The 26,890-nt window shown below is 63.6% G+C and carries 23 protein-coding genes, 2 tRNA genes and 1 pseudogene; 8 read left to right on the top strand and 18 right to left on the bottom strand.

Annotation, left to right across the window (positions count from 1 at the left end; all coding sequences use genetic code 11):
• Window positions 1-60: 60 nt before the first annotated feature.
• From tatC to EJ071_RS22065, 9 genes are all read right to left on the bottom strand, one after another.
• Window positions 61-936 carry a twin-arginine translocase subunit TatC gene (gene tatC, locus EJ071_RS22105; protein WP_126099777.1) on the bottom strand — a complete coding sequence of 292 codons (876 nt, stop codon included), beginning with the start codon at window positions 934-936 and terminating at the stop codon, window positions 61-63.
• Window positions 933-1,637, bottom strand: coding sequence for a Sec-independent protein translocase protein TatB (tatB, locus tag EJ071_RS22100; protein ID WP_126099776.1), 705 nt, complete (start codon window positions 1,635-1,637; stop codon window positions 933-935). The genes tatC and tatB overlap by 4 nt, the downstream gene beginning before the upstream one ends.
• Window positions 1,638-1,719: 82 nt before the next feature.
• On the bottom strand, window positions 1,720-1,938 hold the full coding sequence (locus EJ071_RS22095) for a twin-arginine translocase TatA/TatE family subunit (protein WP_059185404.1): 219 nt from the start codon (window positions 1,936-1,938) through the stop codon (window positions 1,720-1,722).
• A gap of 179 nt (window positions 1,939-2,117) precedes the next feature.
• Window positions 2,118-2,873, bottom strand: coding sequence for an SMC-Scp complex subunit ScpB (gene scpB / locus EJ071_RS22090; RefSeq protein WP_126099775.1), 756 nt, complete (start codon window positions 2,871-2,873; stop codon window positions 2,118-2,120).
• On the bottom strand, window positions 2,870-3,670 hold the full coding sequence (locus tag EJ071_RS22085) for a ScpA family protein (RefSeq protein ID WP_126102672.1): 801 nt from the start codon (window positions 3,668-3,670) through the stop codon (window positions 2,870-2,872). Before EJ071_RS22085 ends, scpB begins: the two co-directional genes overlap by 4 nt.
• A 63-nt stretch (window positions 3,671-3,733) precedes the next feature.
• Window positions 3,734-4,753: a beta-N-acetylhexosaminidase gene (nagZ, locus tag EJ071_RS22080; RefSeq protein WP_126099774.1), complete on the bottom strand. Its 1,020-nt coding sequence runs from the start codon at window positions 4,751-4,753 to the stop codon at window positions 3,734-3,736.
• Window positions 4,754-4,887: 134 nt separating this feature from the next.
• Window positions 4,888-8,598, bottom strand: a complete 3,711-nt coding sequence (locus EJ071_RS22075) for an SPOR domain-containing protein (RefSeq protein WP_126099773.1) — start codon at window positions 8,596-8,598, stop codon at window positions 4,888-4,890.
• 103 nt (window positions 8,599-8,701) lie between these two features.
• Window positions 8,702-10,459: an arginine--tRNA ligase gene (gene argS / locus EJ071_RS22070; protein ID WP_126099772.1), complete on the bottom strand. Its 1,758-nt coding sequence runs from the start codon at window positions 10,457-10,459 to the stop codon at window positions 8,702-8,704.
• Window positions 10,460-10,521: 62 nt separating this feature from the next.
• Window positions 10,522-11,739 carry a deoxyguanosinetriphosphate triphosphohydrolase gene (locus EJ071_RS22065; protein ID WP_126099771.1) on the bottom strand — a complete coding sequence of 406 codons (1,218 nt, stop codon included), beginning with the start codon at window positions 11,737-11,739 and terminating at the stop codon, window positions 10,522-10,524.
• A gap of 90 nt (window positions 11,740-11,829) precedes the next feature.
• Here EJ071_RS22065 and erpA point away from each other — a divergent pair, with 90 nt between their 5' ends.
• The 4 genes from erpA (at window position 11,830) to EJ071_RS22045 (ending at window position 13,743) form a co-directional block, all read left to right on the top strand.
• On the top strand, window positions 11,830-12,177 hold the full coding sequence (gene erpA, locus EJ071_RS22060) for an iron-sulfur cluster insertion protein ErpA (RefSeq protein WP_126099770.1): 348 nt from the start codon (window positions 11,830-11,832) through the stop codon (window positions 12,175-12,177).
• A gap of 6 nt (window positions 12,178-12,183) precedes the next feature.
• Window positions 12,184-12,576, top strand: coding sequence for a VOC family protein (locus EJ071_RS22055; RefSeq protein WP_126099769.1), 393 nt, complete (start codon window positions 12,184-12,186; stop codon window positions 12,574-12,576).
• Window positions 12,577-12,583: 7 nt separating this feature from the next.
• A complete protein-coding gene (gene xth, locus EJ071_RS22050; RefSeq protein WP_126099768.1) occupies window positions 12,584-13,378 on the top strand; it encodes an exodeoxyribonuclease III in 795 nt (264 codons plus the stop codon).
• Window positions 13,379-13,458: 80 nt separating this feature from the next.
• Window positions 13,459-13,743, top strand: coding sequence for a hypothetical protein (locus tag EJ071_RS22045; RefSeq protein WP_126099767.1), 285 nt, complete (start codon window positions 13,459-13,461; stop codon window positions 13,741-13,743).
• 10 nt (window positions 13,744-13,753) lie between these two features.
• Here EJ071_RS22045 and EJ071_RS22040 read toward each other — a convergent pair whose 3' ends face one another.
• The 9 genes and pseudogenes from EJ071_RS22040 to EJ071_RS22000 form a co-directional block, all read right to left on the bottom strand.
• Window positions 13,754-14,581: a tetratricopeptide repeat protein gene (locus EJ071_RS22040; protein ID WP_126099766.1), complete on the bottom strand. Its 828-nt coding sequence runs from the start codon at window positions 14,579-14,581 to the stop codon at window positions 13,754-13,756.
• Entirely contained in the window at window positions 14,568-16,292 is a 1,725-nt protein-coding gene (gene ilvD / locus EJ071_RS22035) for a dihydroxy-acid dehydratase (RefSeq protein WP_126099765.1), read from the bottom strand. The genes EJ071_RS22040 and ilvD overlap by 14 nt, the downstream gene beginning before the upstream one ends.
• 292 nt (window positions 16,293-16,584) lie before the next feature.
• A complete protein-coding gene (locus tag EJ071_RS22030; protein WP_126099764.1) occupies window positions 16,585-17,823 on the bottom strand; it encodes an OmpP1/FadL family transporter in 1,239 nt (412 codons plus the stop codon).
• A gap of 360 nt (window positions 17,824-18,183) precedes the next feature.
• Window positions 18,184-20,967, bottom strand: a complete 2,784-nt coding sequence (locus EJ071_RS22025; RefSeq protein ID WP_126099763.1) for a valine--tRNA ligase — start codon at window positions 20,965-20,967, stop codon at window positions 18,184-18,186.
• Window positions 20,968-21,183: 216 nt separating this feature from the next.
• The gene (locus tag EJ071_RS22020; protein WP_126099762.1) at window positions 21,184-21,993 is read right to left on the bottom strand and encodes a PopZ family protein; all 810 of its coding nucleotides are present in this window, start codon (window positions 21,991-21,993) and stop codon (window positions 21,184-21,186) included.
• Window positions 21,994-22,231: 238 nt separating this feature from the next.
• Window positions 22,232-23,626: a TolC family outer membrane protein gene (locus EJ071_RS22015; RefSeq protein WP_126099761.1), complete on the bottom strand. Its 1,395-nt coding sequence runs from the start codon at window positions 23,624-23,626 to the stop codon at window positions 22,232-22,234.
• Window positions 23,627-23,809: 183 nt separating this feature from the next.
• Window positions 23,810-24,483: pseudogene (locus tag EJ071_RS22010) on the bottom strand (protein-L-isoaspartate O-methyltransferase).
• A 107-nt stretch (window positions 24,484-24,590) separates the two neighbouring features.
• A tRNA-Cys gene (locus EJ071_RS22005) sits at window positions 24,591-24,664 on the bottom strand.
• Between the two features lie 174 nt (window positions 24,665-24,838).
• Entirely contained in the window at window positions 24,839-25,099 is a 261-nt protein-coding gene (locus EJ071_RS22000) for a hypothetical protein (RefSeq protein WP_126099760.1), read from the bottom strand.
• Window positions 25,100-25,317: 218 nt separating this feature from the next.
• On the opposite strand from EJ071_RS22000, the gene EJ071_RS21995 reads away from it, so the two are divergent.
• From EJ071_RS21995 to EJ071_RS21985, 4 genes are all read left to right on the top strand, one after another.
• Window positions 25,318-25,392: transfer RNA gene (locus EJ071_RS21995), tRNA-Asn, on the top strand.
• Window positions 25,393-25,513: 121 nt separating this feature from the next.
• On the top strand, window positions 25,514-25,753 hold the full coding sequence (locus EJ071_RS38655) for a hypothetical protein (protein WP_189521167.1): 240 nt from the start codon (window positions 25,514-25,516) through the stop codon (window positions 25,751-25,753).
• Window positions 25,737-26,375 (top strand): DUF433 domain-containing protein, encoded by a 639-nt coding sequence (locus tag EJ071_RS21990; RefSeq protein ID WP_126102671.1) that lies wholly within the window; start codon window positions 25,737-25,739, stop codon window positions 26,373-26,375. The genes EJ071_RS38655 and EJ071_RS21990 overlap by 17 nt, the downstream gene beginning before the upstream one ends.
• On the top strand, window positions 26,372-26,773 hold the full coding sequence (locus EJ071_RS21985) for a DUF5615 family PIN-like protein (RefSeq protein WP_126099759.1): 402 nt from the start codon (window positions 26,372-26,374) through the stop codon (window positions 26,771-26,773). The genes EJ071_RS21990 and EJ071_RS21985 overlap by 4 nt, the downstream gene beginning before the upstream one ends.
• The last annotated feature ends 117 nt before the right edge of the window (window positions 26,774-26,890 follow it).

The following is a 26,890-nucleotide window of genomic DNA, read 5'->3' as shown; positions in this document are numbered from 1 at the left end:
GGGCCGCCTGTCGCGTTTTTCCGGCTTTCGCCTAAGCATGTCTCCCGAAGGCGACGCGCTTTAACCTGGCGCCTGCGTTGAAGAGGCGTCCGGTGTCTTTTCGGCTACGGTTTCTCCACTCTCACGCGCCTCGCGCGCCAGTCGGTCGCGCTCCTGGCCACGCTCGATGAGGCGCGATGCGAAGATGGCGACCTCGTAGAGCACGATGGTCGGAAGGGCGAGGCCGATTTGGCTCATCGGATCGGGCGGGGTCAGCACCGCTGCGACGACAAAGGCGATCACGATCGCCCATTTGCGCTTCTCGGCCAGCGCCTGCGACGACAGCAGGCCGACGCGCGTCAAAAGGCTGGTCACGACCGGCAGTTGGAACACCAGGCCGAAGGAGAAGATCAAAGTCATGATCAGGCTGAGATATTCCGACACCTTCGGCAGCAGCGAGATCTGCACCTGGTCGTTGGTGCCGACCTGCTGCATGGCGAGGAAGAACCACATCACCATCGGCGTGAAGAAGAAATAGACCAGCGAAGCACCCATCAGGAACAGGATGGGCGACGCGATCAGGAACGGCAGGAAAGCGCTGCGCTCGTTCTTGTAGAGGCCCGGCGCGATGAACTTGTAGATCTGCGTGGCGATCAGCGGGAAGGCGATCACCATGCCGCCGAACATGGCGAGCTTCACCTGCGTGAAGAAGAACTCCTGCGGCGCCGTGTAGATCAGCTCGACCTTGTGAGGGTCGAGCCCGGCCCATTGCGTCGCCCATTTGAACGGGACGACCAGAAGGTTGAACAGGCGCTTGGCGAAGAAGAAGCAGACGAGGAAGGCGATGAAGAAGCCACCCAGCGACCAGATCAGCCGCCGGCGCAGCTCGATGAGGTGCTCGATCAGCGGCGCCGACGATTTCTCGATCTCGTCTCTTTCCTGATCCGAAACGCTCACTTGGCGGCTCCTGCCGTCTTCTTGGCTTCGGCTGACTTCTTCGCGGCCGGCTTCTTCGCCGCAGCGGGCTTGGCCTCGGTCTTGGGCGCTACCTTCTTGGCGGGCGTTACAGCCTTTGCCGCTGCAGCCGCGGACTTCGCCGGGGCTTTCGCCCCCGCAGCCTTGGCGGATGCCGTCTTCGCCTTCGATGTCGCCGACTTTCTTACCGGCTGGGCCGGCACGGCGGTCTCCGCAGTTGGCGCGGTCAGGGAAGCATCGGTCATGGCGGGGAAGATCGGCGCGGCCGCAGCCGCCTCGGTCCCGTTGACGCCGGGCATGTCCGTCGCGCCGTTTTTGAGCGGCTCGGCGGCCTGCGGCGTCGATGCTGCCGGCGCCGCCGGATCGGCGGCCGGTTTGGGCTTCATCATCGTATCGACGCCGGAGCGAACATCCGCCGCAGCCTGCTCGAACGGATTGAGCTGCTTGCGGACCTCGTTCATCGGATTGAGGCCCCGAAGGCTGTCGATCGAACTCTTGACGTCGTCGAGTTCGGCTTCCTTGAGCGCGTCATTGAACTGCTTCTGGAAGTCGCCCGCCATGGCACGCAATTTGGCCGCGGTGCGGCCGAAGGTTCGCAGCATGCTGGGCAAATCCTTCGGCCCGACGACCACGATCATGACGACCGCGATCACCAGCAGTTCGCTCCAACCGACTTCGAACATGGCATCTATTCCGACTAGTGCATGCCGCCCAAAAACGCGGAGCGGTTTTGGGCTAACGGCATGTACAAACCAACAACCGGGCTCAGCTCTTGCTGACCTTTTCCTTGCCCGGCGAAACGGTCTCGTCGGCACGATGCTCGACGGTGCGCTTGTCGTCGGTATCGTCGTCAGCCATGCCCTTCTTGAAGCTCTTGATGCCCTTGGCCATGTCGCCCATCAGTTCGGGGATCTTGCCCCGACCGAACACCAGAAGCACGATGACCAGTACGATCATCCAGTGCCAAATCGAAAATGAACCCATAACCATCTCTCTCGAATGTTTTCCCTCGGCGATGATCTATGCGTTTTCGCTCGGGGATTCAAACACAACCGCAATGAAGTTGATAAAATGGCTAGCGGATGTCACGCACTTTCGGCGTGAGCGCCTTGCTACGAATCCGCGCAGCCCTTGCTAATAGACCATTCGCGGCAAATTCAAGGTCACTCTTCCGTGACGCGCGGTGTGAGCAACCCGAGTTCCTCGAGGTCGATATCGGTCAGCGCATCCTCATCCTCGGCAGGTGCCTCCGGATCGGCCGGCGGCACCGGCATGGAGAAATTGGACGGCATGCGCGTCGAGAGCAATCCGGCGCCCTTCAGCTCTTCCATGCCAGGCAGATCGCGGATTTCCTCCAGCGCGAAGTGATCGAGGAAGGCATCGGTCGTGCCATAGGTCACAGGACGGCCAGGCGTGCGGCGCCGGCCGCGCATCCTGACCCACTCCGTTTCCAAGAGCGTGTCCAGCGTGCCCTTCGAGGTCTCGACGCCCCTGATGTCCTCGATCTCGGCCCGCGTCACCGGCTGGTGATAGGCAATGATCGCCAGCACCTCGAGCGCCGCGCGCGAAAGCTTTCTCTGCTGGACGGAGTCCCGGCTCATCAGGAACGCGAGGTCGCCGGCGGTTCGGAACGCCCAGGCGTCGCCGACCCGCACCAGGTTGACCCCGCGCTTGGCGTAGATTTCCTGTAGATCGGCCATTGCCGCCGCTATGTTGACGCCCTCGGGCAGGCGCGCCACCAGCTGCCTTTCGCTCACCGGCTCGGCGCTGGCGAAGATGATCGCCTCGGCCATGCGGACGGCTTCCGACAATTGCAGCCGCTCGGCGGGGTTCGCAACAGAGCCCTGTTCGGCCATCTCGTCTTCCGGCTCGTCCTCGACCTTGAACGGGATGACCGAAGCGTTGGCGCGCTCGCTCATGATACCACCTCGACTGCCTTGACCCCTTGTGCGCGCCCGCGCAGGTAGATCGGCGCGAAAACCTGGTCCTGCCGCACTTCCAGCTTGCCCTCGCGCACCATTTCGAGCGTCGCCGCGAAGGAACTGGCAACTGCCGTGCGTTTCTCTTCCGGCGCCGCCAGATATTGGATCAGGAAGCTGTCCAGCGCCGTCCAGTCGCTCAGCGTGCCGACCAGCCGCGCCAGCACGTCGCGCGCGTCCTTCAGCGACCAGACAGCGCGTCTGGCGATCGTCACGTTGTTGATCGCCTGCCGCTGGCGCTGCTGCGCATAGGCGGTCAGCAGATCGTAGAGCGAGGCCGAATAGGCGTTGCGCTTCTCCACGATCACCATCTCCGGCATGCCGCGCGCGAAGACGTCGCGGCCAAGCCGGTTGCGGTTGACCAGCCTTGCGGCCGCATCGCGCATCGCTTCCAACCGCTTCAGCCGGAATTGCAGCACCGCCGCCAGTTCCTCGCCGCTCTCGCCCTCTTCCCCCGGCTGCTTCGGGATCAGCAGCTTCGATTTGAGGAAGGCGAGCCACGCCGCCATCACCAGATAATCGGCCGCAAGCTCCAGCCTCAGCGCCCTCACCCTCTCGATGAAGGCCAGATATTGCTCGGCGAGCGCCAGGATCGAGATGCGCGCCAGATCGACCTTCTGGTTGCGGGCAAGGTGCAGCAGAAGGTCGAGCGGGCCTTCGAAGCCTGCCACGTCGACCACCAGCGACGGATCGCCTGTCAGGCGTGAATCGTCGTTCTCGGCCCATAGACGGTCCATCGGTGCGGCCTTCGCGGCCTTGCTGTCCAATGTTTCCGCCACTTGCCTTTCTTTCCCTTCGGTTCAGGCCACCGCTTCGAAATAGGTGGCGAATTCCGCGCGTATCGCACTTTCGTCGGCGACGTCGCGGCTCTTTATATAGGTCAGCGCCCGCTCCGCTCTCGCCAAGGACTTGCCTTCGAGCGCCGTCGTGCGCGACGCGATCCCTGACATTTCCTCGAAAACGCCGTTGCAGTGAAGGACGAGATCGACGCCGGCCGCAAGGATCGCGGCCGCCTTTGTCGGGAAATCCCCAGAAAGTGCCTTCATCGACGTGTCGTCGCTCATCAAGAGCCCGTCGAAGCCGATCTCGCCGCGGATCACCTCGTTGACGACCTTGGCCGAGGTCGTCGCCGGATTGTCCGGGTCGACGGCGCTATAGACGACATGCGCCGTCATCGCCATCGGCAGGTGGTTGAGCGCCTTGAACGGGGCGAAATCATGTCGCCGCAACTCGGCGAGCGGCGTGTCGACCGTCGGCAGCGCAAAATGCGTGTCGGCGAAGGCGCGGCCATGGCCAGGAATATGCTTCATGACCGGCAGGACGCCGCCCGACATCAGGCCTTCGGCCGAAGCCCGGCCAAGCTCGATCACGGCATTGGGCTCTTTGCCATAAGCGCGCGCGCCGATCACGTCGCTGGCGCCCTCGACTGGAACGTCGAGCACCGGCAGACAATCGGCGGTGATGCCTAAACGGGAAAGATCGAAGGCGTGCAGCCGCGCCAGCAGCCACGCGGCGCGGTGGCCGGCCTCGCGATCGTCGCGCCAAAGCGCGCCAAGCGCGCCACCGGCAGGGTAGTTCGGCGCCAGAGGCGGCCGCAGGCGCTGCACCCGGCCGCCTTCCTGGTCGATGAAGACCGGAGCATCCGGGCGCCCGACGCAGCCGCGCATCGAGGAGACCAGATCGCGGATCTGCTCGGCCTCGCCGATGTTGCGCGCAAACAGGATGAAACCCCAGGGGCGTTCATCGCGGTAGAAGCGGATTTCATCAGGGGCGAGCGATTTCCCGGCGCAGCCGAGGATCATGGATTTTGATTCGGTCATAGAGGGAAGCTTAGGGCTTTGGGAAAGCAAAGGGAATCACCCCTGCCCCGCAGCGCCCGAATGCCGAAAGCCGTCCACAACGAAAAGCCGGCGCGGCCCTGAGGGCAGCGCCGGCTTTGGGACGCTCGGGATGGTCAGCGCGACACGAAGCAGGTGCCGCCGGCCGCCTTGTAGCTGGTGCACAGGTTGATCGCATCGTTGCGCGACTGCGCCGGAACGCGAACGCGGTAGAACGTGCCCTTGCCGGCGATCTCGGCCTTGACGATGTTGGCGGTACGCCCGGAAAGCACGCTGCCGTAACGGCGCTGCAGGTCCTGGTAGGTCGACTGGGCGCTTTCGACCGTCGGCTGCGAGGCGACCTGCATCGACCACGAGCCGCCGCCTGCCGCCGCCGGGTCGATGGAAGCGACCTTGTCGGGCTTGACTTCGCCGACGATGTCGACCGGCTGGTCGGACGGGCGCGGCGGCGCCACCGGCACTTTCGCCGGCGTGTTGGCCGACTGGACCTTGGCTTCGGCTTTCGGCGCGGCAGTCGGCTTCGCCGGCTTGGCGGTCTCATCCTGACCGGAATCGGCCTGATCCGCGGACTGGTCGGCGGCCGGCGTGACGGTTCCCGTCGGCTGGGCATCGCCCTGCCCGGCCGGAGCGACATGCTGCGGCGCCGGATCGGGAGGCTCCGTCGCCGCAACTTCCGGCGCGGGAGCCGGGTCCTCGCGCGGAACCAGCGAGCCGTCGGGCTTCACCATCATGGTCTTGACCTTGCGCGGTGCCACGGCGACGACGTCGTTGTTGGCCCCCTTGTCGGCCTCCTGCAGCACCTGGGCGATGCGGTCTTCCGACTTCGGCGCAGGAGCGGCCGGCTGCGCGCTCTCAGGCGCTGCCGCCTGGGCACCAGCCGGCACTGAGGCGTCTGCAGTCGGCGCTGCTGCTTCTGCTTTCGGCGCGGCGGCGTTCGGATTGCCAACTGCGTCAGTACCGGGCGCTGCGTCGGTATCGTCAGGCGAGAGGTCGACGATCCGGCTCTGCGGCGGTTCCTTCGACGCCACGTCGATCGGCTCCTCGGTGTTGGTCACCAGTTTCTGCTGCACAGGCTCAGTGGGCTTGGCCGCCCCACCCTTCGCCACCGCGTCATAGACCTTGTTGTCCTGGTTCGGCACAACGGCTCCGCCCGGATTTTCCGGCTTGACCTTGATCGGCGAATTGTCGGCCTTGACGATTACGGGCGCTTCGCTGCCGCCCTTGCCGCCGAAGGAGAAGGCAAGAGCGCCGAGCCCGCCGGCGATCACCGCGGCGCCGACGAGCGCGGCAACCATGAAGCCGCGGCTGCGCGGCTTTGCGGCTTCGCGCTCGGCAAGGCCCGGCACGGTCATCGCCTCGTCGAGCTCGGGATCGTAGTCGAGCTCGTCGACTGCAAAGCCCTCGGCTTGCGAAACCGGGCGGCTGCCGGGCAAATCGTCGGCATCGAATTCGCTCGCGGCCGCGGCATAGGAGGCGGCCGCCGGAGCGGTGGGCGTCTCCGCGCGAAGCTCGCGACGATCATAGCCGGTCTTGAACCCGGCATTGTAGGAATCGTCCTCATAGCCCCGGCTCTGCACGGGCGCCTGAGCGATCTCGGTCGCGTTCATCTCGCTAAGCAAGCCTGCAAACTCGGCATCGAGATCGTCATAGACGGGCGCTGCCGGCTGATCCTCCTCGAAGCTGAGCTCCGGAATATCGAGATCGTCGGCCAGCGTCACGACGCGCTCCGGCACGTCGACCGTCTCGACATCGGGCATTTCCTCCTGATGGCGAGGCTGCGGCGCCGAGGCTGGCTTGGCGTAGGTGGAATAGTCCTTCGCCGGCTCGTCACCATAGGCAGGCGCCGCCATCTGCAACGTCGGCTTGGCGTAGGCGGAATAGTCCTTCACCGGCGCGTCACGATAGGCGGGAGCCGCCATTTGCGGCGCTGAGGCCGTCGGCGGCTGCGACGCGAACGAGGCCTGCGCAGGTGCGGCGACCGGGGTCACGCGGCTCCACGACCGGGCCGGTTCGGCGACCGACGCGTCCTGCTCGATGCCCTTGGCAAAAGCTGCATCGAAAGCCTCGTCATCGAAATCGATGCTCGGCTCGGCATTCTGTTCAGCCGCCGTGTCTTCGAAGCCCTGCCGGTCGAGTTCGCCGGCGAGCAGCGCATCGAGATCGGCATCGGCAGGCTGATCGGTCTCCTCGCTCCGCGCAAGCTCGTGCTCATCGAGATCCCAATCGAGATCATCGGCTGCCACGGCAGCGTGCTGGCCGGTGTAGCCGGCCGGCTGCGGCGCCGGAGCGGGTTCCTTGGCGACCGGAGTGGGGGCGACCGGAGTGGGGGCGACCGGAGCCGGCGCGGCCGGGATGGGCCGTGCGGTCATAGCGCCGAGCAGCGCGTTGAGCTCGTCTTCCAGGCTCCGCTCGGCAGAGGTCGCAGTCGGCTTGGCTGGCTCGACTGCCGCAATCGGCGGAACCGGTGCCGATACGGCCGGAGCAGGCTCCGCGAATGATGGCTCAGCCGCAGCCACGGGCTCGACAGCAGGAACTACCGGCTCCTCGGCAAGAGCGTCACCGAAGTTGAGTTCGAAATCGTCTTCGAAGACCTGATCGGTTGCGGCCCGGTGGTCAGCGACGGATTCAGGCTCCGCGGCGGCAGCTTCCGGCTCCTCGGCAAGGGCGTCACCGAAGCTGCGTTCGAAATCGTCTCCAAACACGTGATCGGTTGCAGCCCGGTGGTCAGCAACGGGTTCAGGCTCCGCGGCGGCAGCTTCCGGCTCCTCGGCAAGGGCGTCACGGAAGCTGAGCTCGAAATCGTCTTCGAAGACCTGATCCGCGGCAGGCTCGCGATCGGCAACAAGCTCGGGATCGATGGCGGGCTCGGGATCAGCGGCGAAATGCGCTGCCTCAACAGGCGCCTCGACAGCCACCGGCTGCTCGGCATCGACCAGTTCCTGTTCCAGGATCGGCTGATCGAGATCCATGTCGACATCGGCCATCGCCTGGTCAAATGGGGCCTGATCGAACTGGACCTGATCGAACTCGCCGTCGAAATCTCCGTCGGCGATCGGCTGGTCGGCAGCGGGGTGAGCCTCGACCGGCTGAACGTCAGCGGCCTCGGACTGCCCGGTCTCGCGGTCATCGAACGCCAGCTCGTCCTCGAGCGACATCTGAACGGCGCTGTCGAAATCGGCATCGAATGCCGCCTCGGCCGCAGGCTCGACAACGGCGGGCTCGACAGCGGCAGGCTCGGCGGCGGCGACGGCGCCACGGCCCGCATCGGGCTCGTGATGGTCGACCCGGAAGCCCTCATCCAGCGATGCCGCCATTTCCTGGTCGACGGAAAGGTCGTCCTCTAGAGGCGAGACCTCGTCCTCCAGAGGCGAGACTTCGTCCTCCAGCGGCGAGACCTCCAAGGAGCCCGCGACCGCCTTGTCGAAATCATCGTCGGCGGCCGGCTCCGGCGCACGAGGCGTGGCAAAATGGGCGTGATCGACAGCGTCGTCAAAGACGAAATCCTGCTCAAAGGAAGCGGCAAGCTCGTCGTCGGTGAGAGCGGCATTGGCGGCTCCGTAGGCCGGCTCGTGCCGAGCTGTCTGCTGCACGACCGGCGCGCTTTCCTCGGCAACGTCGAATTCGCCCATCAGCTCCTTTTCGAGGTCGATGTCGAAATCGCCCTCTTCCGCAGCCTGGTTTGCGGGGGCAGCCTTTGCGGCCGCTGGCGTCTGCGGCCTGACCGGCTGGCGCGGATCGAAACCCATGATGCGGGTCAGTTCCGCGAACGGATCGTCTTCGGCGATGTGGTTGTTTGCGGCTACTTTCAGCTGGGTTCTGTCTGCCATTATTGTTCCCGAACTCGCACACAGTCGGACGCCATGGACGTCGCGCAGGGTTGGCCCTTACCAGCGCAATGTGGGCAAAAGGTGACAGGTTTTTTAGTCAAACCTAACGCATTTCGGTAGGCGCATCAGCTCCTATCAGCGTCAGGCCGGAGGTCAAAACATCCGAAACAGCCTGCACCAGCCCTAGTCTGGCATACGTCAATTGTGGGTCGTTAACCTTAACAAAACGTAAGTCTGGGTTGTCGGTGCCCCGATTCCAGTGTGCGTGGAAGCTCGACGCCAGATCGTAGAGGTAGAATGCCAGCCGGTGCGGCTCCAGCGCAAGTGCCGCGGATTCAATCAGCCGTGGATATTCAGCCAGCTTCCGGACCAGGCCGATCTCGCCCTCATCGGTCAGCGACGCAACCGAGGCCACGAGCCGGTTACGATCGAAATTCGCCTCGCCCAATTGCTCGCTCGCCTGCCGGAAGACCGAGTGGCAGCGCGCCGAGGCGTACTGCACGTAAAACACCGGATTGTCCTTGGACTGCTCGGTGACCTTGGCGAAGTCGAAATCGAGCGGCGCGTCGTTCTTGCGGTAGAGCATCATGAAGCGGATCGGGTCGCGGCCGACCTCCTCCACCACGTCGCGCAGCGTGACGAAATCGCCCGACCGCTTAGACATCCGGACCGGCTCGCCATCGCGGAACAGCTTGACCAGTTGGCAGAGCAGGACCGTGAGCTTGACCGTGTCGCCGGCGACCGCGCGCGCCAGCGCCTCGAGCCGCTTGACGTAGCCGCCATGGTCGGCGCCGAGTACATAGATCAGATCGACGAAGCCGCGCTCGACCTTGTCCTTGAGATAGGCGACGTCGGCGGCGAAATAGGTGAACGAGCCGTCGGACTTGACCAGCGCCCGGTCCATATCGTCGCCGACGGCGGTCGAGCGGAACAGCGTCTGCTCGCGGTCCTCCCAATCGTCCGGCTTCTCGCCCTTCGGCGGCGGCAGCTTGCCCTTGTAGATATGGCCTTTGAGCGTCAGGTCGGCGATCGCGGCCCGGATCTTCTTGGCATTGTCGGCATGCAGCGTGCGCTCGGAAAAGAACACGTCGTGATGCACGTTGAGCAGCGCCAGGTCCTCGCGGATCATCGCCATCATCGCATCGACCGTGCGGTCCTTGACGATCGCCAGCGCTTCGTCTCCCGGCATCTCCAGCAGGCCGAGGCCGAACTGCTCGGCCAGCGCCTGGCCTACCGGGACCAGATAGTCGCCCGGATAGAGGCCTGGCGGGATCTCGCCGATGTCTTCGCCGAGCGCTTCGCGGTAGCGCAGCATGGCCGAGCGGCCGAGCACGTCGATCTGCGAGCCGGCGTCGTTGATGACATATTCCTTGGTCACGTCGTAGCCGGCGAAGGCCATCAAATTGGCGAGCGTGTCGCCGACGACGGCGCCGCGGCAATGGCCGACATGCATCGGGCCGGTCGGGTTGGCCGAGACATATTCGACATTGGCCTTGCGGCCGCCGCCGATCTTCGAGCGGCCATAGTTGCGGCCCTCGCCGAGCAGCACCGCGAGATGCGCCTGCCAGAACCCGTCCTTGAGTCTCAGATTGACGAAACCCGGCCCGGCGACATCGGCAGACGCGATGTCGGCATCGGCGCGCAGCGCTTCGGTCAGCTTCTCGGCGAGAGCGCGCGGGTTCTGGCCGGTGGGCTTGGCCAGCACCATCGCCGCATTGGTGGCAAGATCGCCATGGCTGGCGTCGCGCGGCGGCTCGACCGCGATACGCGACAGATCCAACGCTCCGCCGTCCTTGTCTTTCAGATCAAGGGCTTCGACAGCTTTTACGATCCGCGCGTTGAAATCGGCGAAGATATTCATCTGTGTGCTCTGGGCTTTAAGAGGCGACCGGGTTTTCTTGGCCGGCAAGATCGAGGCTCGCCCTAGCTTAAATCCGGCGTATGGTCAAACAGACGCCTATGCTCCTTGAGCGCATAGGTATCGGTCATGCCGGCCAGGAAATCGGCGACGCTGCGCGCCTTGATGCGGTCTTCCGCTCTGTCGAGCCCTTCGCGCCAGCCGTCCGGCATGGCGCGCGGGTCGGCGAAATAGACGCCGAACAGATCGCGGACGATCTGTTCGGCGTCCGCCCGCACGCGCATCACTTCGGCATGCCGGTAGAGATGCTTGTAGAGGAAGGCCTTCAGTTCCTTTTCGGCCGCGGCCATATCGGCTGAGAAGGTCACCATCGTCTCGCCCGCCGCGCGCACCGCGTCGGCGCTATCCGGCTTGAGGCGCTCGATGTTGGCGGCGGTGGACGCGATGACATCCTCCACCATCAAAGTGATCTGCCGACGCATCAGCTCATGGCCGGTGCGCACGCCGTCGAGCCCCGGATAGCGGGCGCGCACTGCCTCGAGGATCGAACCCGGCAGGCCGACATCCTCCAGCATTTCCAGCGTCAGGAAGCCGGCGCGCAGGCCGTCGTCGATGTCATGGGTGTTGTAGGCGATGTCGTCGGCGATCGCGGCGCACTGCGCCTCGATGCCGGCGAAGCGGTCGAGTTCGAGGTCGTGCAGTTCGGAATAATCGCGGATCGCCTGCGGCACCGGGCCCTTCAGCCCCCTCCCACTCGCGTCGGTGAGCGGACCGTTGTGCTTGACCAGTCCTTCCAGCGTTTCCCAGGTGAGGTTCAGCCCGTCGAACTCCGCATAGCGCCGCTCGAGCCGCGTCACCACGCGTAGCGACTGCGCATTGTGGTCGAAACCGCCCCAACCGGACATCTTCTCGTTCAGCGCCTCCTCGCCGGTATGGCCGAAAGGCGTGTGGCCGAAATCATGCACCAATGCCACCGCCTCGGCGAGGTCCTCGTCGCCGCGCAGCGCCCGCGCCAGGGCCCGGGCGATCTGCGCCACCTCGATCGAATGCGTCAGCCTGGTGCGATAGTGGTCGCCCTCATGCGCGACGAACACCTGCGTCTTGTGCTTCAGCCGGCGAAAGGCGGTGGAATGAATGATGCGGTCGCGGTCCCGCTGGAACGGCGTGCGGGTCGGGCTTTCCGGCTCATCGAACAGGCGGCCGCGCGAACGCGCCGGATCGCTGGCATAGACGGCGCGCGGCCGGTAGCCGAATCCGATATCGTCGAGAGCATCCTTGCCCATTCACCCACCAGTTGACTGTGTCACCCACCGGTTGACTTGCCCGCGCCCGCTTCATACCTATCATAGGAAACCGAAAGCAAGGTGACGCCGATGGGCGCGGATGCCAAGACTGCCATGAAGGTCGAGATGACCGACGCCGCCGCGAAGCGGATCGCCAGGATCCTGTCCGGCGAGCCCGGCAAGACCGCGCTGCGCGTTTCCGTCGAAGGCGGCGGCTGCTCCGGCTTTTCCTACAAGTTCGATCTCGTCGATGGTCGCAACGACGACGACGTCGCCATCGAGAAGGATGGCGCGACGATCCTGATCGACGACCTCTCGCTGGTCTATATGGGCGGCTCGGTGATCGACTTCGTCGATGACCTAATGGGTCAGTCCTTCCAGATCAGGAACCCGAACGCCGTCGCCTCCTGCGGCTGCGGTACCAGTTTCTCCATCTGACCTCCGATGCCTCCGATCGGCGCCGTCCGCCAGGTCGCGCTGTCGGCCGGGCGCGATCTCGATACGACGCTGGCCTTCTGGCAAGACGTGCTCGGCATGAGCGTGCATGCGCGCTACGACCCGCCGGGCATCGCCTTCATCATGGCAGGGGCCGTGCGGCTGTTCTTTGCCGACGGCGTGCCGCCCGGCACCGTCTATCTCGACATTGCCGGTCTCGAGGCTTTCCATGCCGAGGCGAAGGCCGCCGGTGTTCCTTTCACCGCGCAGCCCGCGCTCGTCCATCGTGACACCGAGGGTAGGTTCGGTCCGGCGGGGGAAAGCGAATGGATGGCCTTTCTAAAGGACCCCGCAGGCAATACGATCGGCCTCGTCGAGCGCCTTGCGCCGGAACGAGATTGAGGTCCCCATGAAGATCGTCACCTGGAACATCAACGGCGTTCGCGCCCGCATCGGCAACCTCACCCACTGGCTGACCGAGAGCGCGCCGGACATCGTCTGCCTGCAGGAGATCAAGACCCTCGACGATCAGTTTCCGCGCGCTGAGATCGAGGCGCTTGGCTATAATGTCGAGACCAACGGCCAGAAAAGCTTCAACGGCGTCGCCATCCTATCGAAGCTCCCCTTCGACGAGGTCAATCGCGGCTTGCCCGGCGACGATGCCGACGACCACGCGCGCTTCATCGAAGGCGTATTCTCGACCGACAAGGGCGCCTTGCGCGTCGCTTCGCTCTATTTGCCGAACGGCAATCCGATCGATGACGAGAGGAAGTTTTCCTACAAGCTGTCATGGATGGCGAGGCTCGAGCGCTGGGCTGAGGAGCGGCTCAGGCTCGAGGAAGCGCTGGTGCTGGCCGGCGACTACAATGTCATTCCGGAGCACGCCGACGCCAGGTTCCCCGAGAACTGGCTCGGCGACGCGCTGTTCCAGCCGCAGACGAGGCAAGCCTTCCGCCGCCTGAAGAATCTCGGCTTCACCGAGGCCGTGCGCGCCGTCACTGACTCCTCCGACGTCTATACTTTCTGGGACTATCAGGCCGGCGCCTGGCAGAAGAACAACGGCATCCGCATCGACCATCTTTTGCTGTCGCCCGAAGCCGCCAACCGCTTTTCCTCGGCCTCGGTCGAAAAGCATGTGCGCGCCTGGGAAAAACCCTCCGATCATGTGCCGGTGGCGATCGATCTCGACCTGCGGCCGACCTGAAGAAGCTATTCAGCTAACTCTCGCAGAACCCTGATATCGCCACAAATCGCGCGTTTGATGCGGGTTGTTGCGGGGGTTCAATGACGATCCGATTTGTTCTTTGCCCGATCGGCTTTGCGCTGGCGTTCGCCGCGCCGGCGCCGACGCTCGCCCAGGCATGCCTTGCCAACGGCAAATCCTTCAAGGTCGGTGAGACGGCCTGCCTGACTGTTGCCGGCGAAAGTCACCTCGCGCGCTGCGACATGGTTCTCAACAACACCTCCTGGACGAAGGTGAAGGACGACTGCCCTGGCGAGAACCAGGCGCCGAAATTGCACCCGACCTCGACGCCGAGCACGGTGCCGACGGAGCCTACCGACAACTGAAAGCCGCCGCTTACTGGTCGCCGTTGTTGCCCTTGGTCAGAATGTCGTCGGCGAGCGAAATCGCCGTGCGGCGGTCGGCCTCGCCGGCGGCGGCGAAGGCCTCTTCCTGCATGCTGCGGATCCAGGGCTGATCGGCGGGCGGAGCACGCTCGAGTGCGGCCGTCATCATCGCCAGGCCGCGCACGATCTTGCCGCTCTGGAAGAGCAGATTGCCGAGCGTCGCCTGGGCGCCGGCATGGCCTTTTTCGGCTGCCAGTTGCAGCCAGCGCCCGGCCTGCTTGACGCTGGCCTTCACGCCGCCCTCGCCCTTGAGGAACATCTGGCCGATCTCGAACTGGGCGTTCGGATTGCGGTAGTTGGCGGCGGCGCGCATGTAATATTCCTGCGCCGCGACCTCGTTTTCCTCGACCGGACTGCCCGGGATGCCTTTGCGCAGATAGTCGCCGAGGGCGACGAGCGCGTCGGAGACGTAACTTTCCTCCGGCGAGCCGGGCTCGACGTCCTGGTCGACGATCTCCGAGAAGAACTTGAAGGCCGCGTAGTCGTCGCGCGCCACGCCGTCGCCTTGGGCATACATGCGCGCAAGCTTCCAGGTGGCGCCGATCTGGCCGTTCTCAGCGGCGTATTTATAGGCCTCGACCGCCTGGTCCTTATGGCCGTTTTTGTAGGCGGAAAAACCGAACTGGAACACCGCCCACGGGCTCGACTGCGGCTTCACTCCGGTCTTGTCGTCGAACACCTTGTCGTCGAAGGCCATGGCCTGCCCGACGGCTACCAAGGTCGCAACCGCGACCAGTGCCGAAAAGACAGATGACCTCAACACCTCAAATGTCCGCATAGCAGTGTGTTTCTTTCGCACCGCCCGGATGGGTGACCGCGCCGTCGCGGGCCGACCCTACGGTCTGCGCATATTTCCAGATTGCGCCGGACTGATAATCGGTCTCGCGCGCTTTCCATTTCTTCGCCCGCGCTGCGAGCTCGGCATCCGACAGCGCCACCTCGATCGTGCCTTTCACGGCGTCGATCGAGATCACGTCGCCATCCTTGATGAGCCCGATCGGCCCGCCGACCGCCGCCTCCGGCCCGACATGGCCGATGCAGAAGCCACGTGTAGCACCGGAAAAGCGTCCGTCCGTGATCAGCGCCACCTTGCCGCCCATGCCCTGGCCGTAAAGCGCCGCCGTCGTCGACAGCATTTCGCGCATGCCCGGACCGCCGCGCGGCCCCTCGTAGCGGATGACAAGGACCTCGCCTTCCTGGTAATTGCGCAGCGTGACCGCTTCGAAGCACTCCTCTTCCGAATCGAAGCAGCGCGCCGGGCCTGAGAATTTCAGCTCCGACATGCCGGCGACCTTCACGATCGCGCCTTCGGGGGCAAGGTTGCCCTTCAAGCCCACAACGCCGCCCGTCTTGGTGATTGGCCGATTGGCGGGACGCACAACATCCTGGCTGTCATTCCAGGCAACGTGCTGCATATTTTCGGCCAAAGTGCGGCCGGTGACGGTGAGGCAATCGCCGTGCAGATAGCCGTGGTCGAGCAGCGTTTTCATCAAGAGCGGAATGCCGCCGGCCTCGAACATGTCCTTGGCGACATATTTGCCGCCGGGCTTGAGGTCGGCGATGTAAGGCGTCTTCTCGAAGATCGCCGCGACATCGAACAGGTCGAACTTTATGCCGGCCTCATGCGCGATCGCCGGCAGATGCAGCGCCGCGTTGGTCGAACCGCCGGTGGCGGACACGACAGTTGCCGCATTCTCCAGCGCTTTGCGGGTGACGATGTCGCGCGGCCGGATGTTCTTGGCGATCAGCTCCATGACCTTTTCGCCGGAGGCGAAATTGAAGCGGTCGCGCATTTCGTACGGCGCCGGCGCGCCGCAGGAATAGGGCAAGGCCAGGCCGATCGCCTCGGCGACGGTCGCCATGGTGTTTGCGGTGAACTGGGCGCCGCAGGAACCCGCCGACGGACAGGCCGCCTGCTCGATCTCGAGCAGTTCGTCATCACCTATCGTGCCGACCGAATGCTGGCCGACAGCCTCGAACACGTCCTGCACGGTGATCTGCCTGCCGCGATAGCTGCCGGGCAGGATCGAGCCGCCATAGATGAAGATCGACGGCACGTTGAGGCGGACCATCGCCATCATCATGCCGGGCAGCGACTTGTCGCAGCCGGCAAGCCCGACCAGCGCGTCGTAGCAATGGCCGCGCATGGTGAGCTCGACCGAATCGGCGATCACCTCGCGCGACACCAGCGACGACTTCATGCCCTGGTGGCCCATGGCGATGCCGTCGGTGACCGTGATGGTGCAGAATTCGCGCGGCGTGCCGTTGGCGGCCGCGACGCCCTTCTTCACCACCTGCGCCTGGCGCATCAGCGAAATGTTGCAGGGCGCGGCCTCGTTCCAGCAGCTGGCGACGCCGACCAACGGCTGCGCGATCTCGGCCGCCGACAGTCCCATGGCGTAGAGGTACGAGCGGTGCGGCGCGCGCGCCGGACCAACGGTCACGTAGCGGCTGGGCAGCTTGGCCTTGGAGATCACCCTGGCGTCCATACTCGTCCTTGCCGCACACCCCGCGGCCTACCCCCTTCGCCGCGCCAACCTGGCACGCATTCCCGGGACCTATCCGGGTTGCTCCGCGTTTATGGCGGGAAATGGGCAGTTCCCTCGGCTAGCCTTTTAGCGCCGGGGTTGTTCATAAACTGTTGCTAAAACGTCACAATCGTTTGGAGCGCCGGTTGTGACACCAGTTTGCAACAATGCATCGGCCAATCGGGCCAGGCGGTTGATTGCGCAATGAAAAAGGCCGGGCGATGCCCGGCCTTTTTCTTGAATTTGCGGAAGCTCAGAACTTGATCTTGAGGCCGCCCGAAATCGCGGTGACCAGATCGTTGCCGAAGTCGTAGCTGGCGTCAGTGCCAGCCACATAGCCGTTCTCGCCAGCGATCGTCCCGGAATGGCCACTGGTCATGACACCGACCGCACCCGCCAGGCGCACTTCGATATTCGGCTTCGGCGTATAGGCGACACCGCCGCCAAACGTCCAGGTGTCGGTCTGCGAACCGTAGCCATGCGAAGTGCCGCGATCCCAGGAAAGCTGGCCGGCAGCGCTCCACTGGTCATTGAACTTATGGCCTATGCCGCCTGAAACCGTCCAACCGTCACGATACATCAGGTCAAGCGAGGTTACCTGAGCTGAGTGAGCGTCATCGCCCGTAACGCATAGCGCAGCAGGAGTACCCACTACACAGATAGGAACGCTCTGCAGAACACTCCAATTGACCCATTTGATCGAACCGAAGGCGAGCCATCCGGGTGCGATACCCGACTGCAGCTTCAATTCTACCACATCCGGCATGTACTGCGTTGAGCCGTAGATCGGCAGGACAACCCCGCCGACATTCGTGAGATCGAGCGTGCCCGAGATGTTGTCGAGCTTGACCTTCGAATTGTAGACGAGGCTCGCGCGCAACGCGATGTCGGGGATCTCGTAGGCAACGCCAGCGCGCCAGCCCCAGCCGTTGCTCGTCAGATCGACACGACCGGTACCGCCGAAGTCGGGCACCAACGGTGACACCAGGCTTTCCTTGAAGCCGTAGACCTTCTGGTAGAAGACACCGCCGATAAAGCGGAGCTGGCCCTTGCCTGCATCCATTTTGTAGGAGCAAGTAGCCGCGTAGTTGTCGCTCTTGATATCGGTTTCCATGTTGGAAAACGCACCATTCCAGACCCCGGGCGCTGTGTGCGCACCCCAAGGTTGCGAATAGTCGACCATACAGTCGATGCCTTGGACAACCTGAACCTTGGCGCCAATGCGCGGAACCCAATAATCCTCGGCCCCATCGGCCGTCGTGCCAAAGCCGAGGTCGAGCCCTCCCGGACCGCGCGCATTCTTGTATTTACGATCCGGCATCACGAAGGTCGCTTCCGCTTCCGTCGCGAAAGGCGACGGATCGAACAGCAGGTCAATATCGTAGCCGCCGCGCTCCAGGCCGCCGGCATGCGCCGGATGCATCGCCGCTCCGACCAAAGCTAGCGAAAAGCACCCCGCGCCCAGCAGTGCTTTGAGCCGCAAAAAATTCATGGAGTCCCTCCCCGAAATACCAGTGGGGCAAGCTAGAACCAATTCGGGTTAACGGCGCAACTACGAATTCAAGAGTTGTACACGTACACCTTGACAGCTCGCATTTTTGCCATGGTGCCCGGCCGCGAAATCGAGCCTAATCGCGGCTTAACAGGCATCAAATGGCAGGAAAAAGCTGCAAAAACCTTTCAATACAGCCCAAAAACACGCCATTTTGGGAGAAATGGGCCCCATTGTTACATTATGGCAACAATGGGGCTCAAAGTTTCCGTTTACGTCAAAATTAACGCAACGGCATGCCTATCTCCGATTGAGATTCCGCTCCGGAAAGCTGCTCTCCGACGGGGCGAATCTTGTCCCTCAGCCGGCGTCGCGAACCCTGGTCAGGGCGAGCAAAAGCTTCTCTTGCGCCTCGCGATATTCGGCGAGCTTCTCGCGCTCGGCCTCGACCACCTCTTCCGGCGCGTTGGCGACGAACTTCTCGTTCGACAGCTTCTTGTGCAGGCGGGCGATCTCCTCGGTCACCTTGGCCAGTTCCTTCTGCAGGCGCGCAGCCTCGGCTTGCAGGTCTATCAAGCTGCCGAGCGGCAGGCAGATGGTCGCTTCGTTGAGGACGATCTGGGCCGAGCCCTTGGGCGGCGTTTCCGCCAGCGATATGCTGCCGACACGGGCCAGGCGCTTGATTGCCTGATCGTGGCGTTCGAGCCTCTCGCGCGTCGTCGCGTTGGCGCCGATCACCGCCAGGGGCGCGATCGCCGCCGGCGGCACGTTCATTTCAGAGCGCACCGAGCGGATGCCGGAAACGAGGTCGACCAGCCAGTTGATGTCGGCGGCCGCGTCGTCGTCCTCGAAATCCGGCGACGGCCAGGCGGCATGGCAAAGCAGCGACTCCCGCTCCTTGCCCTCCCCCGCGGTCTGCGCCCACAGCTCCTCGGTCATGAACGGCATCATTGGATGCAAGAGCTTGTAGATCTCGTCCAGCACGAAGGCGACGCAGGCCCGGCTTTCCGCCTTGGCCGCCTCGTCGGTGCCCATGAACACCGGCTTCAGCAGTTCCAGATACCAGTCGCAGAACAGGTTCCAGACGAAGCGGTAGGCGGCGCTGGCCGCCTCGTTGAAGCGGTAGGTGGTGATGCCCTCGGTGACCGCGCGGGCCGCCCGCGTCAGCTCGGTCAGGATCCAGCGGTTGACCGCGAGCTTGGCGTCGTTCAGCCAGAAATCGTCGTTCCTGGCGACTTCGTTCATCTCGGCGAAGCGCGTCGCGTTCCACAGCTTGGTGCCGAAATTACGATAGCCGGCGATGCGCGCCGGATCGAGCTTCACGTCGCGCCCCTGCGCCGCCATGACGGTCAAGGTGAAGCGCAGCGCATCGGCGCCGTATTCGTCGATCAGGTCGAGCGGGTCGATAACGTTGCCTTTCGACTTCGACATCTTCTGCCCGTTCTTGTCGCGCACCAGCGCATGGACATAGACCGTGTGGAACGGCTCCTCGTCCATGAAATGCAGGCCCATCATCATCATCCGGGCCACCCAGAAGAAGATGATGTCGAAGCCGGTCACCAGCACGTCGGTCTGGTAGTAGGTCTTGAGCTCCGGCGTCTGGTCGGGCCAGCCCAGCGTCGAGAACGGCCACAGCGCCGAGGAGAACCAGGTGTCGAGAACGTCCTCGTCGCGCGTCAGGATCTCGCCAGGCTGGAAATTCTCCAGCTTGTCCTCGACCCAGGCCTTCCAAGGGCCTTCCAGCGCCAGATAATATTCGATCGCTGCGGCGAGCGCCTCTTCCTCGGTCTTCTCGACGAAGACGCGACCGTCCGGCCCGTACCACGCCGGAATCTGGTGGCCCCACCAGAGCTGCCGCGAGATGCACCAGGGCTGGATGTTCTCCATCCAATCGAAATAGGTCTTTTCCCAGTTCTTCGGCACGAAGTTCGTGCGGCCCTCACGCACCGAGGCAATGGCCGGCTTGGCAAGCTCGGCCGCGTTGACATACCACTGGTCGGTCAGGAACGGTTCGATCGGCACGCCGCCGCGGTCGCCGTGCGGCACGGTGTGGCGATGCGGCTCGACCTTTTCCAGGAAGCCGCCGGCTTCCATCAGTTCCACGACCTTCTTGCGCGCGGCGAAGCGGTCCAGCCCGTCGAGCTCGTCCCAGACGGCCTGGCGCTCCGCCGTCACCTCGAGACCGGCGAGGAAGTCCTCATTGTCCTTGAGCTTGACTGCGGCTTCGACGGTCAGGATGTTGATCGCCGGCAGCTTGTGGCGCTTGCCGACCTCGAAGTCGTTGAAGTCATGCGCCGGCGTGATCTTGACCGCGCCGGAGCCCTTCTCCGGGTCCGAATATTCATCAGCGACAACAGGAATCCGCCGGCCGACGATCGGCAGGATGACGTTCTTGCCGACCAGACCTCGAAACCGTTCGTCCTCGGGATGCACGGCCACCGCCGTATCGCCGAGCATGGTTTCGGGGCGCGTCGTGGCGACGGTGATGAACGTCTTCGGGTTCTCAGGGTCGAACACCGTGCCTTCGACCGGATAGCGGAAGTGCCAGAGATTGCCGTTGACCTCGTGCTGCTCGACCTCGAGGTCGGAAATGGCCGTCAGCAGCTTCGGATCCCAGTTCACAAGGCGCTTGTCCTTGTAGATCAGGCCCTCCTTGTAGAGCGTGACGAAAACCTCCAGCACCGCCTTGGACAGACCCTCGTCCATGGTGAAACGTTCGCGCGACCAGTCGGCCGAGGCGCCGAGCCGCTTCAGCTGGTTGAAAATCGCGCCACCGGATTCGGCCTTCCACTCCCAGACCTTTTCGATGAACTCCTCGCGCGTCAGGTCGCGGCGGTGGATCTGCCTTTCCATCAGCTGGCGCTCGACCACCATCTGCGTGGCGATGCCGGCATGGTCCATGCCGGGCTGCCACAGCACGTTCTTGCCGCGCATGCGCTCGAAGCGCACCAGTATGTCCTGCAGCGTGTTGTTGAGCGCATGGCCCATATGCAGCGAACCGGTGACGTTCGGCGGAGGGATGACGACGGTAAAGGCCTCCGCCCCTTCCTCCGCCCCGGCGCCGGCGCGGAAAGCGTCGGCCTCTTCCCAGATTTTGGCGATCTTCGGCTCGACGGTCTTGGCGTCGTAGGTTTTATCAAGCATGGAGGAAGTCCGAACTGTCGGGAACAAGCGTCCGGTGTAAATCGGAAGCTCTTGGCCGAGTCAACCGCGAGAAGGATAGGCGCGCCTCGCCCAGATAGGCTTGCCGCGATCGACGGCAATCCCGCGCCTCATCGCAAAACGATCCCGAGGCTGCATTTGCCGGAACAAAGACGCCGCCCGATGGCGGCGCCTTTTACCTCGAACGATCTGGCGAAATCACTGTGCGCCGCGCGCCACGCGCTCAATTTCCTCGCGCACCAGCCGCTCGACCAGCGTCGGCAGGTTGTTGTCGAGCCAGTCCTGCAACATCGGCCGCAGCATCTCCTCGGCCATCTCGTCGAAGGTCTTCTTGCCGCGGCTGGCGAAGGCATCGGAAAGCTCGCCGAACGCCGCCGCGACCTGACGGCCCACATGTTCGGACAGGATCGCCGGCCGGGCCGGCGGCAAATCGGCCGAGGATGGCGCCGAGACCTTGCCGGGCACCACGGTTTCGGCAGTTGGCGTGGCAAGATCCTCCTCGTCGATCTCGACTTCGGGCGCCGCTTCCGGAGGGCGAGTCGCCACCTTCGCTTTGACCGAGCTTCCGCCAACGGCAGCGATCTCGCGCCGCCAGTCGGCGACGATGGTATCGGCACTTTGCGGAATCCCTGCTGCTGCGGCCGGAGCGCCGGGCTCGGCAGCGACGTTGGCCCCGACTTCCGCCAGGGTGGTGGGCGCAGGCGCGGTCTTCACTGGCTCGGGGCGCGTCTCGCCGCGCTCGACCGCCGAGTCGGAGGCCGCGAGCTGGGCCTGGATCTCTGCCAGGCTCACCGGCTTCCTGGGAGTGGATTCCGCGTTGAGCTCGGAACGGAAAGCGTCAACATCGGCGGCCGGCGCCGCCGCCGTCGGCTGCAGGTCCTGGCGCAAGTCGCCGCTATCGGTCGCGGGCTGCTTGCGGCCGGTGTCGCTATCCTCGATGATCCTTCGGATGGAAGCAAGGATCTCTTCCATGGAAGGTTCGCGCTGTGCGCTGCTTGCCGTCGCCATCGTCACATCCGCCGCCCTTGTGACCTATTGCAGATTTCCATTCCGGCCCGGCCGGAATTCGAATCAATGGCGACAGCGTAACCGACCGATCGTCATCCGAGAATCCCCAATCTGGGGGGACATTGGATTTCAACAGATTAGCCGCCTCCGACGCCAGCAGCCGACCGGTTGGCTTTCAAATGCAAAAACGCCGCGCATCCATCGGATACGCGGCGCTTTTGGAAGCTTACAGGAAGGATCAACGGCCGTCCGGCGTGCGCAGTCCGATCCACTTGTCCTTGACGGCGTTGTAGTGCTCTTCCGGCTTGTATTTCGTGACCGCTAGGCCCAGCCGGTCGACCGACAGCCGGCCGATCGCCGACAGGATGGCGTAGCTCGCCACGACGACGTCTCGCTCGGAGCTGGCCTGGTTGATCTTGGCCGTGATGACGGCGTTCTGCGCGTTGAGCACGTCGAGCGTGGTACGCTGGCCGACATTGCGCTCCTCGATGACGCCGTTGAGCGCCAGTTGCGCGGCGGCTATCACCTGCCTGTTGGCATCCACGCTTTCGCGGGCCGCGGTGTATTGCGTCCATGCCGAAGCCACGGCCTGGCGCACCTGGTCGCGGCTGACGTCGACTTCGATACGGGCCTGGCTAAGCGATTCCTTCGATTGGCGAACCAGCGCCGAGGTGCGGCCGCCCGAATAGATCGGCACGGTGAGCGTTGCGCCGATATTGGCCGAATTCGTCGTCCCTTCGGACGACGACGATGCAAAAACGCCGGGCGTGGTGTTGCGGTACTGGCTCGAAATCCCGGCACTGGCTGAAAGCTGCGGCAAAAGCGCCCCTTCGGCCGATTTCACCGAAAACGCAGCGGCGTCGACAAGATGTTCCGTGGCAAGGATGGCCGGGTGCTCCGCGGCGGCAACGGTGAAGGCCGAATCGAGGCTCGCCGGCAATAACCTCCCAACCGGCGCGGCCGCCTTGAGCTTGCCCGGCTCGTCGCCGATGATCTGGTGGTAGGTCGCGGCACTGGCTTGCGCCGTCGCGCGGGCGGCACTGAGCTGGGCTACCGCGGTGGCGCGCGAGGCGTCGGCCTGAGCGACGTCGGTGCGGGTGCCCTCGCCGACCTCGAAGCGCGACCGTGCAGCGCGCGCCTGCTCGGTCAGGAACTGCAGGTTCTGTTCGGTCAGCACCGCGATCTGGCGATCGCGGATCACGTCCATATAGGCGCTTGCCGCGTTGAACAGGATGTTCTCTTCGGTGTTGCGCAGGCTTTCTTGCGAGGCGCTGACCTGCGCTTCGGCGGCGGCGACATTGTTCTTGGTCTGAAACCCGTCGAACAGCGTCTGGTCGATCTGAACTCCAAAGTTGCCTGTAGTGATGTTTAAGGTCTGACCCAGGCTGTTGGAGTGGCTGCTCGTGTAATCGATGCTCGCCGATCCCTTGATCGTCGGGCGGTAGCCCGATTTGGCGATGGCAACGCCTTCATCGGTAACGCGGGTGCCGGCGCGGGCGGAGTTCAACTGGGAATTGTATTGATAGGCCTTGGCGAGCGCGCCGGTGATGGTTTCTGCTGATGCGGTCAAGGGCGAAAGCGCTGTCGCCGAAACGAGAATGGCTGTTAGAAAAGTCTTGTGTAGGGGCGGCACGTATTATCCCTCATTCGTTTTGCATGGGAACCGCGCCACTCAGCCTCTCCTTCCAGATCAGCCGGCGACGCGTTGTTATCGTTCCCCCGCTGACTGCCCGCCGAAAGTCCGGTGAAGCAAATCAGCAACGATTGTTCAGGCGCAAGCGATCACGACAGCGCCTTCGCTGCAAGGCAAAACCGCTTAAAATTCGAATGCATGGGCACGTTCGAAGCCCGGTAGTGGCTTAATTGCCGCATTAAATGCCCGTCTTCCGGTTACAACCCCCCGGCCTTGAAAAATAGCCGGGCCACGCCAGAGTTGCCCTGCCCTTCGACCGCAACCAGCCGTCCGTCCTCGGCGAGCTGGCCGAGCAATGCCGCAGGCACTTCCTCGACGCTGCCGCCAATGAAGATGACATCATAGGGCGCCTTCGCGGCATGACCTTGCGGCAACGGCCCGGTCATCACCGTCACGTTCTGGCAACTCAGCGTCGAAAGCGTCGACTTCGCGGCTTCAGCCAATGCCGGGTCGCTTTCCAGCGCAACCACCGATTTTGCGATTCGGGAAAGCAGGGCGGCCGAATAGCCGGTGCCGCAGCCGACATCGAGCACCGAATCGGTGTCGCTGATCTCGGCCAGTTGCAAAAGCTTGGCGAGCGGCGACGGTTCCATCAGGTAGCGGGCGCCGCTGCCATTGGCGCCGCCGGAAACACGGATGTCCTCGTCGATATAGGCGAGATCGCGTTGGCCGGCGCCGACAAAGGCTTCGCGCGGCACGGAAAGCATGGCTTCGATCAGCGGCGCGCTGGTCACGTCGGTGGTGCGGATCTGGCCATCGACCATCTTCACGCGGCGTTCGGAAAAATCAGCGTTCATGTCCCAACCAATCCGCTTCCGCGCCAGTTCGCTACCCGCATGAAATCAGCGGGCCAATTCGACCGGAACCTGACGCTCCGGCGCGACGGCGCCGGAGCCCGGGCATTTGGAGGCCTCGCCCGGAATCGAACCGGGGTGCAAGGATTTGCAGTCCTCTGCGTAACCACTCCGCCACGAGGCCTTCCATGCTCCCGGCGTTCCGAGCGAACTCATTATGTTGGCGGTGAAAGGTCGTCAAGCACCGGAAAATCATTCCCGACGCTTTCCCATGCGTCATCGGAAACGATGGTTGCCGATCGCTTGCGGCCGGTCTCGACGGCGTGTTCCAAGCTTTCCGGGTCTCTCCCGTCAGCTTTCAGTCCGGCCGGCGCCGGCGCTGCCACCAGACGACGAAGCGCCGCCTGTGGCGACGCACCAGCGCGAATTCGTAGGACAGGACCAGCAGGCCGAGCGGGATCATCCAGAAGCCGAGAATCGGCAGAAAACCGAGAATACCGCCGACGGTGAGCAGCACGCCGATCGCGATCCGCGCCCCCCGCGAGCGGGGCATGGTGAATTCGCGGCCCAAGATCGTGATCTTCCGCGCCGGGGCGCTATCGTCGTCAGTTGCCGTCATTCAAAAACCAGATCCCATCTGCGTGGCTGAAGCCGTCGGTACCAAAGGCAACAACCGGCCGCTTTGTTCCGTGCGAGTGTGAACCCGTTCATATGTGGGCACGCCGAAACGATGCCACAAATGGCCGCACGAAAAACTGGAGAAAAAATGCGAATTGCTGCTTTGCAAAGCCGAAAGGTGTTTGCTATAGGCTGCGCCACTCACATCAGAGCCTCCGTTCCCCGGTAGCTCAGTGGTAGAGCAACCGGCTGTTAACCGGTTGGTCGCTGGTTCGAATCCGGCCCGGGGAGCCAACATTTCCAAGGTCTTCAGAGATTTTAGGAACGGCCAAAAAACGGCTGATCTACAGCATATCTACACAACTCGACTTCGCTAGGCGCCGATCTACACGGACCAGGAAGGAGAGAACCTACGATGGAACGCATTTTTGACGAGCTGATCGGCCTGCAGATGAAGCGGCCGGCACGCCGGTGGCGAGCCACGGCAACCGAGTTGGCGCTCCGAATAACCAGCAGCCTTGCGACTGATCTCGCGATTGGCGTCGGGATCGCGTTCGGTCTGGTACTCGCCGGAAAGCCCCTTAAAAATTCTCCGCGTGGACCGTATTTTTACCGAAGCAGCGCGTTACAATGTGGAAATGAGCAAAAAGGCTGAGACCATAGTCATAGCGGCCTTCACGGAAGAAGACGCCGCGCGTCTAACCGGCCTTTCAGTCCGCCAACTGCGGCACTGGGACCGGACGAACTTCTTTGCGCCAAGCCTGGGCAACGAGAATCGCAAGCTTGCCTACGCTCGACTGTATAGCTTCAAGGACCTTGTGGCGCTGCGTGTGCTCGACGAGCTTCGCAACGAGGCTCGGGTCTCGATGCAGCATCTTCGCGAGGTCAAGGACAAGCTCCTGGCGCTCGGAGAGCACTGGGCGTCGACAACCCTTTACGTGCTCAAGAAGAAGGTGGTTCTCGTCAACAACGAAACCAACCAGCACGAAGAGGTTGTTTCAGGCCAGGGAGTCTTACAAATCCCGTTGCAGGTGGTAGCTGGCGACATGCAGGAGCGTGTTAGGCTCTGGCGCCAACGCGATTCATCGGCCGCTGGCCGTATCGAGAAGCGTCATGGGTTCGGCAACACCTCGGTCGTTGCCGGAACGCGCATCCCGGTGGGAAACATCAAAGCCTTTGCGGAATCGGGCTACACGGTCGAGCAGATCATGCGTGAATATCCCACGCTGACCAAGTCGGACGTGGAAGCTGCGCTGGCATTCGACAGCGCTGCTTGAAGGCGCCGGCAGCTCATCTCATTTTCCTGCTGGACGCCAGCGCTCCCGAATCCGTTGCGCTGGCAGTCGAAAAGGCCGGGCACATAGCGATCCGGCATAGCGACGTGCTCGCCGAAGGTGCCTCGGACATTGTGGTATGTGAAACCGCGTTGGCCAACAGCGCGATCTTGATCGCCGTCGACAAGGATATGAAGCAGCTGACAAAACGCTTCAACCCTGACCAGGAGCGTTTCAAAAAGCTCAGCATGATCCAGATCGCCTGCAACGGTGTGATAGCATCAAAGCGGCTTGAGCAGGCCCTGAGCATGATCGAACATGAATGGGCGGTCAGCCAAAAGAAGGCCGCTTCCCGGCTCTGGTTCGAGATCGCCAATCACCGGATGACGACCTATCGGTGAGCCCGGCCGTGGAGCGACCGAGCACCCACCGAACAGGCACCAGCCTACACCACCGCCAAAAGCGGCAAACGGGCAAGCCTCTGATGGCCCAGGGAACATCTGCTCCCTGCAGTGGTA

The sequence above is a fragment of the Mesorhizobium sp. M1B.F.Ca.ET.045.04.1.1 genome, assembly GCF_003952465.1.
Taxonomy (GTDB): Bacteria; Pseudomonadota; Alphaproteobacteria; order Rhizobiales; family Rhizobiaceae; genus Mesorhizobium; species Mesorhizobium shonense.
The sequence above is the reverse complement of the archived record's forward strand: the minus strand, read 5'-3'. Positions and strand labels throughout refer to the sequence as shown.

Excerpts from the sequence above, each read along its gene's own strand:
- tatB (WP_126099776.1), bottom strand. The coding sequence starts at position 1,637 with ATGTTCGAAGTCGGTTGGAGCGAACTGCTGGTGATCGCGGTCGTCATG.
- EJ071_RS22095 (WP_059185404.1), bottom strand. The coding sequence starts at position 1,938 with ATGGGTTCATTTTCGATTTGGCACTGGATGATCGTACTGGTCATCGTG.
- scpB (WP_126099775.1), bottom strand. The coding sequence starts at position 2,873 with ATGAGCGAGCGCGCCAACGCTTCGGTCATCCCGTTCAAGGTCGAGGAC.
- EJ071_RS22085 (WP_126102672.1), bottom strand. The coding sequence starts at position 3,670 with ATGGACCGTCTATGGGCCGAGAACGACGATTCACGCCTGACAGGCGAT.
- nagZ (WP_126099774.1), bottom strand. The coding sequence starts at position 4,753 with ATGACCGAATCAAAATCCATGATCCTCGGCTGCGCCGGGAAATCGCTC.
- EJ071_RS22075 (WP_126099773.1), bottom strand. The coding sequence starts at position 8,598 with ATGGCAGACAGAACCCAGCTGAAAGTAGCCGCAAACAACCACATCGCC.
- argS (WP_126099772.1), bottom strand. The coding sequence starts at position 10,459 with ATGAATATCTTCGCCGATTTCAACGCGCGGATCGTAAAAGCTGTCGAA.
- EJ071_RS22065 (WP_126099771.1), bottom strand. The coding sequence starts at position 11,739 with ATGGGCAAGGATGCTCTCGACGATATCGGATTCGGCTACCGGCCGCGC.
- erpA (WP_126099770.1), top strand. The coding sequence starts at position 11,830 with ATGGGCGCGGATGCCAAGACTGCCATGAAGGTCGAGATGACCGACGCC.
- EJ071_RS22055 (WP_126099769.1), top strand. The coding sequence starts at position 12,184 with ATGCCTCCGATCGGCGCCGTCCGCCAGGTCGCGCTGTCGGCCGGGCGC.
- xth (WP_126099768.1), top strand. The coding sequence starts at position 12,584 with ATGAAGATCGTCACCTGGAACATCAACGGCGTTCGCGCCCGCATCGGC.
- EJ071_RS22045 (WP_126099767.1), top strand. The coding sequence starts at position 13,459 with ATGACGATCCGATTTGTTCTTTGCCCGATCGGCTTTGCGCTGGCGTTC.
- EJ071_RS22040 (WP_126099766.1), bottom strand. The coding sequence starts at position 14,581 with ATGCGGACATTTGAGGTGTTGAGGTCATCTGTCTTTTCGGCACTGGTC.
- ilvD (WP_126099765.1), bottom strand. The coding sequence starts at position 16,292 with ATGGACGCCAGGGTGATCTCCAAGGCCAAGCTGCCCAGCCGCTACGTG.
- EJ071_RS22030 (WP_126099764.1), bottom strand. The coding sequence starts at position 17,823 with ATGAATTTTTTGCGGCTCAAAGCACTGCTGGGCGCGGGGTGCTTTTCG.
- EJ071_RS22025 (WP_126099763.1), bottom strand. The coding sequence starts at position 20,967 with ATGCTTGATAAAACCTACGACGCCAAGACCGTCGAGCCGAAGATCGCC.
- EJ071_RS22020 (WP_126099762.1), bottom strand. The coding sequence starts at position 21,993 with ATGGCGACGGCAAGCAGCGCACAGCGCGAACCTTCCATGGAAGAGATC.
- EJ071_RS22000 (WP_126099760.1), bottom strand. The coding sequence starts at position 25,099 with ATGACGGCAACTGACGACGATAGCGCCCCGGCGCGGAAGATCACGATC.
- EJ071_RS38655 (WP_189521167.1), top strand. The coding sequence starts at position 25,514 with ATGGAACGCATTTTTGACGAGCTGATCGGCCTGCAGATGAAGCGGCCG.
- EJ071_RS21990 (WP_126102671.1), top strand. The coding sequence starts at position 25,737 with ATGAGCAAAAAGGCTGAGACCATAGTCATAGCGGCCTTCACGGAAGAA.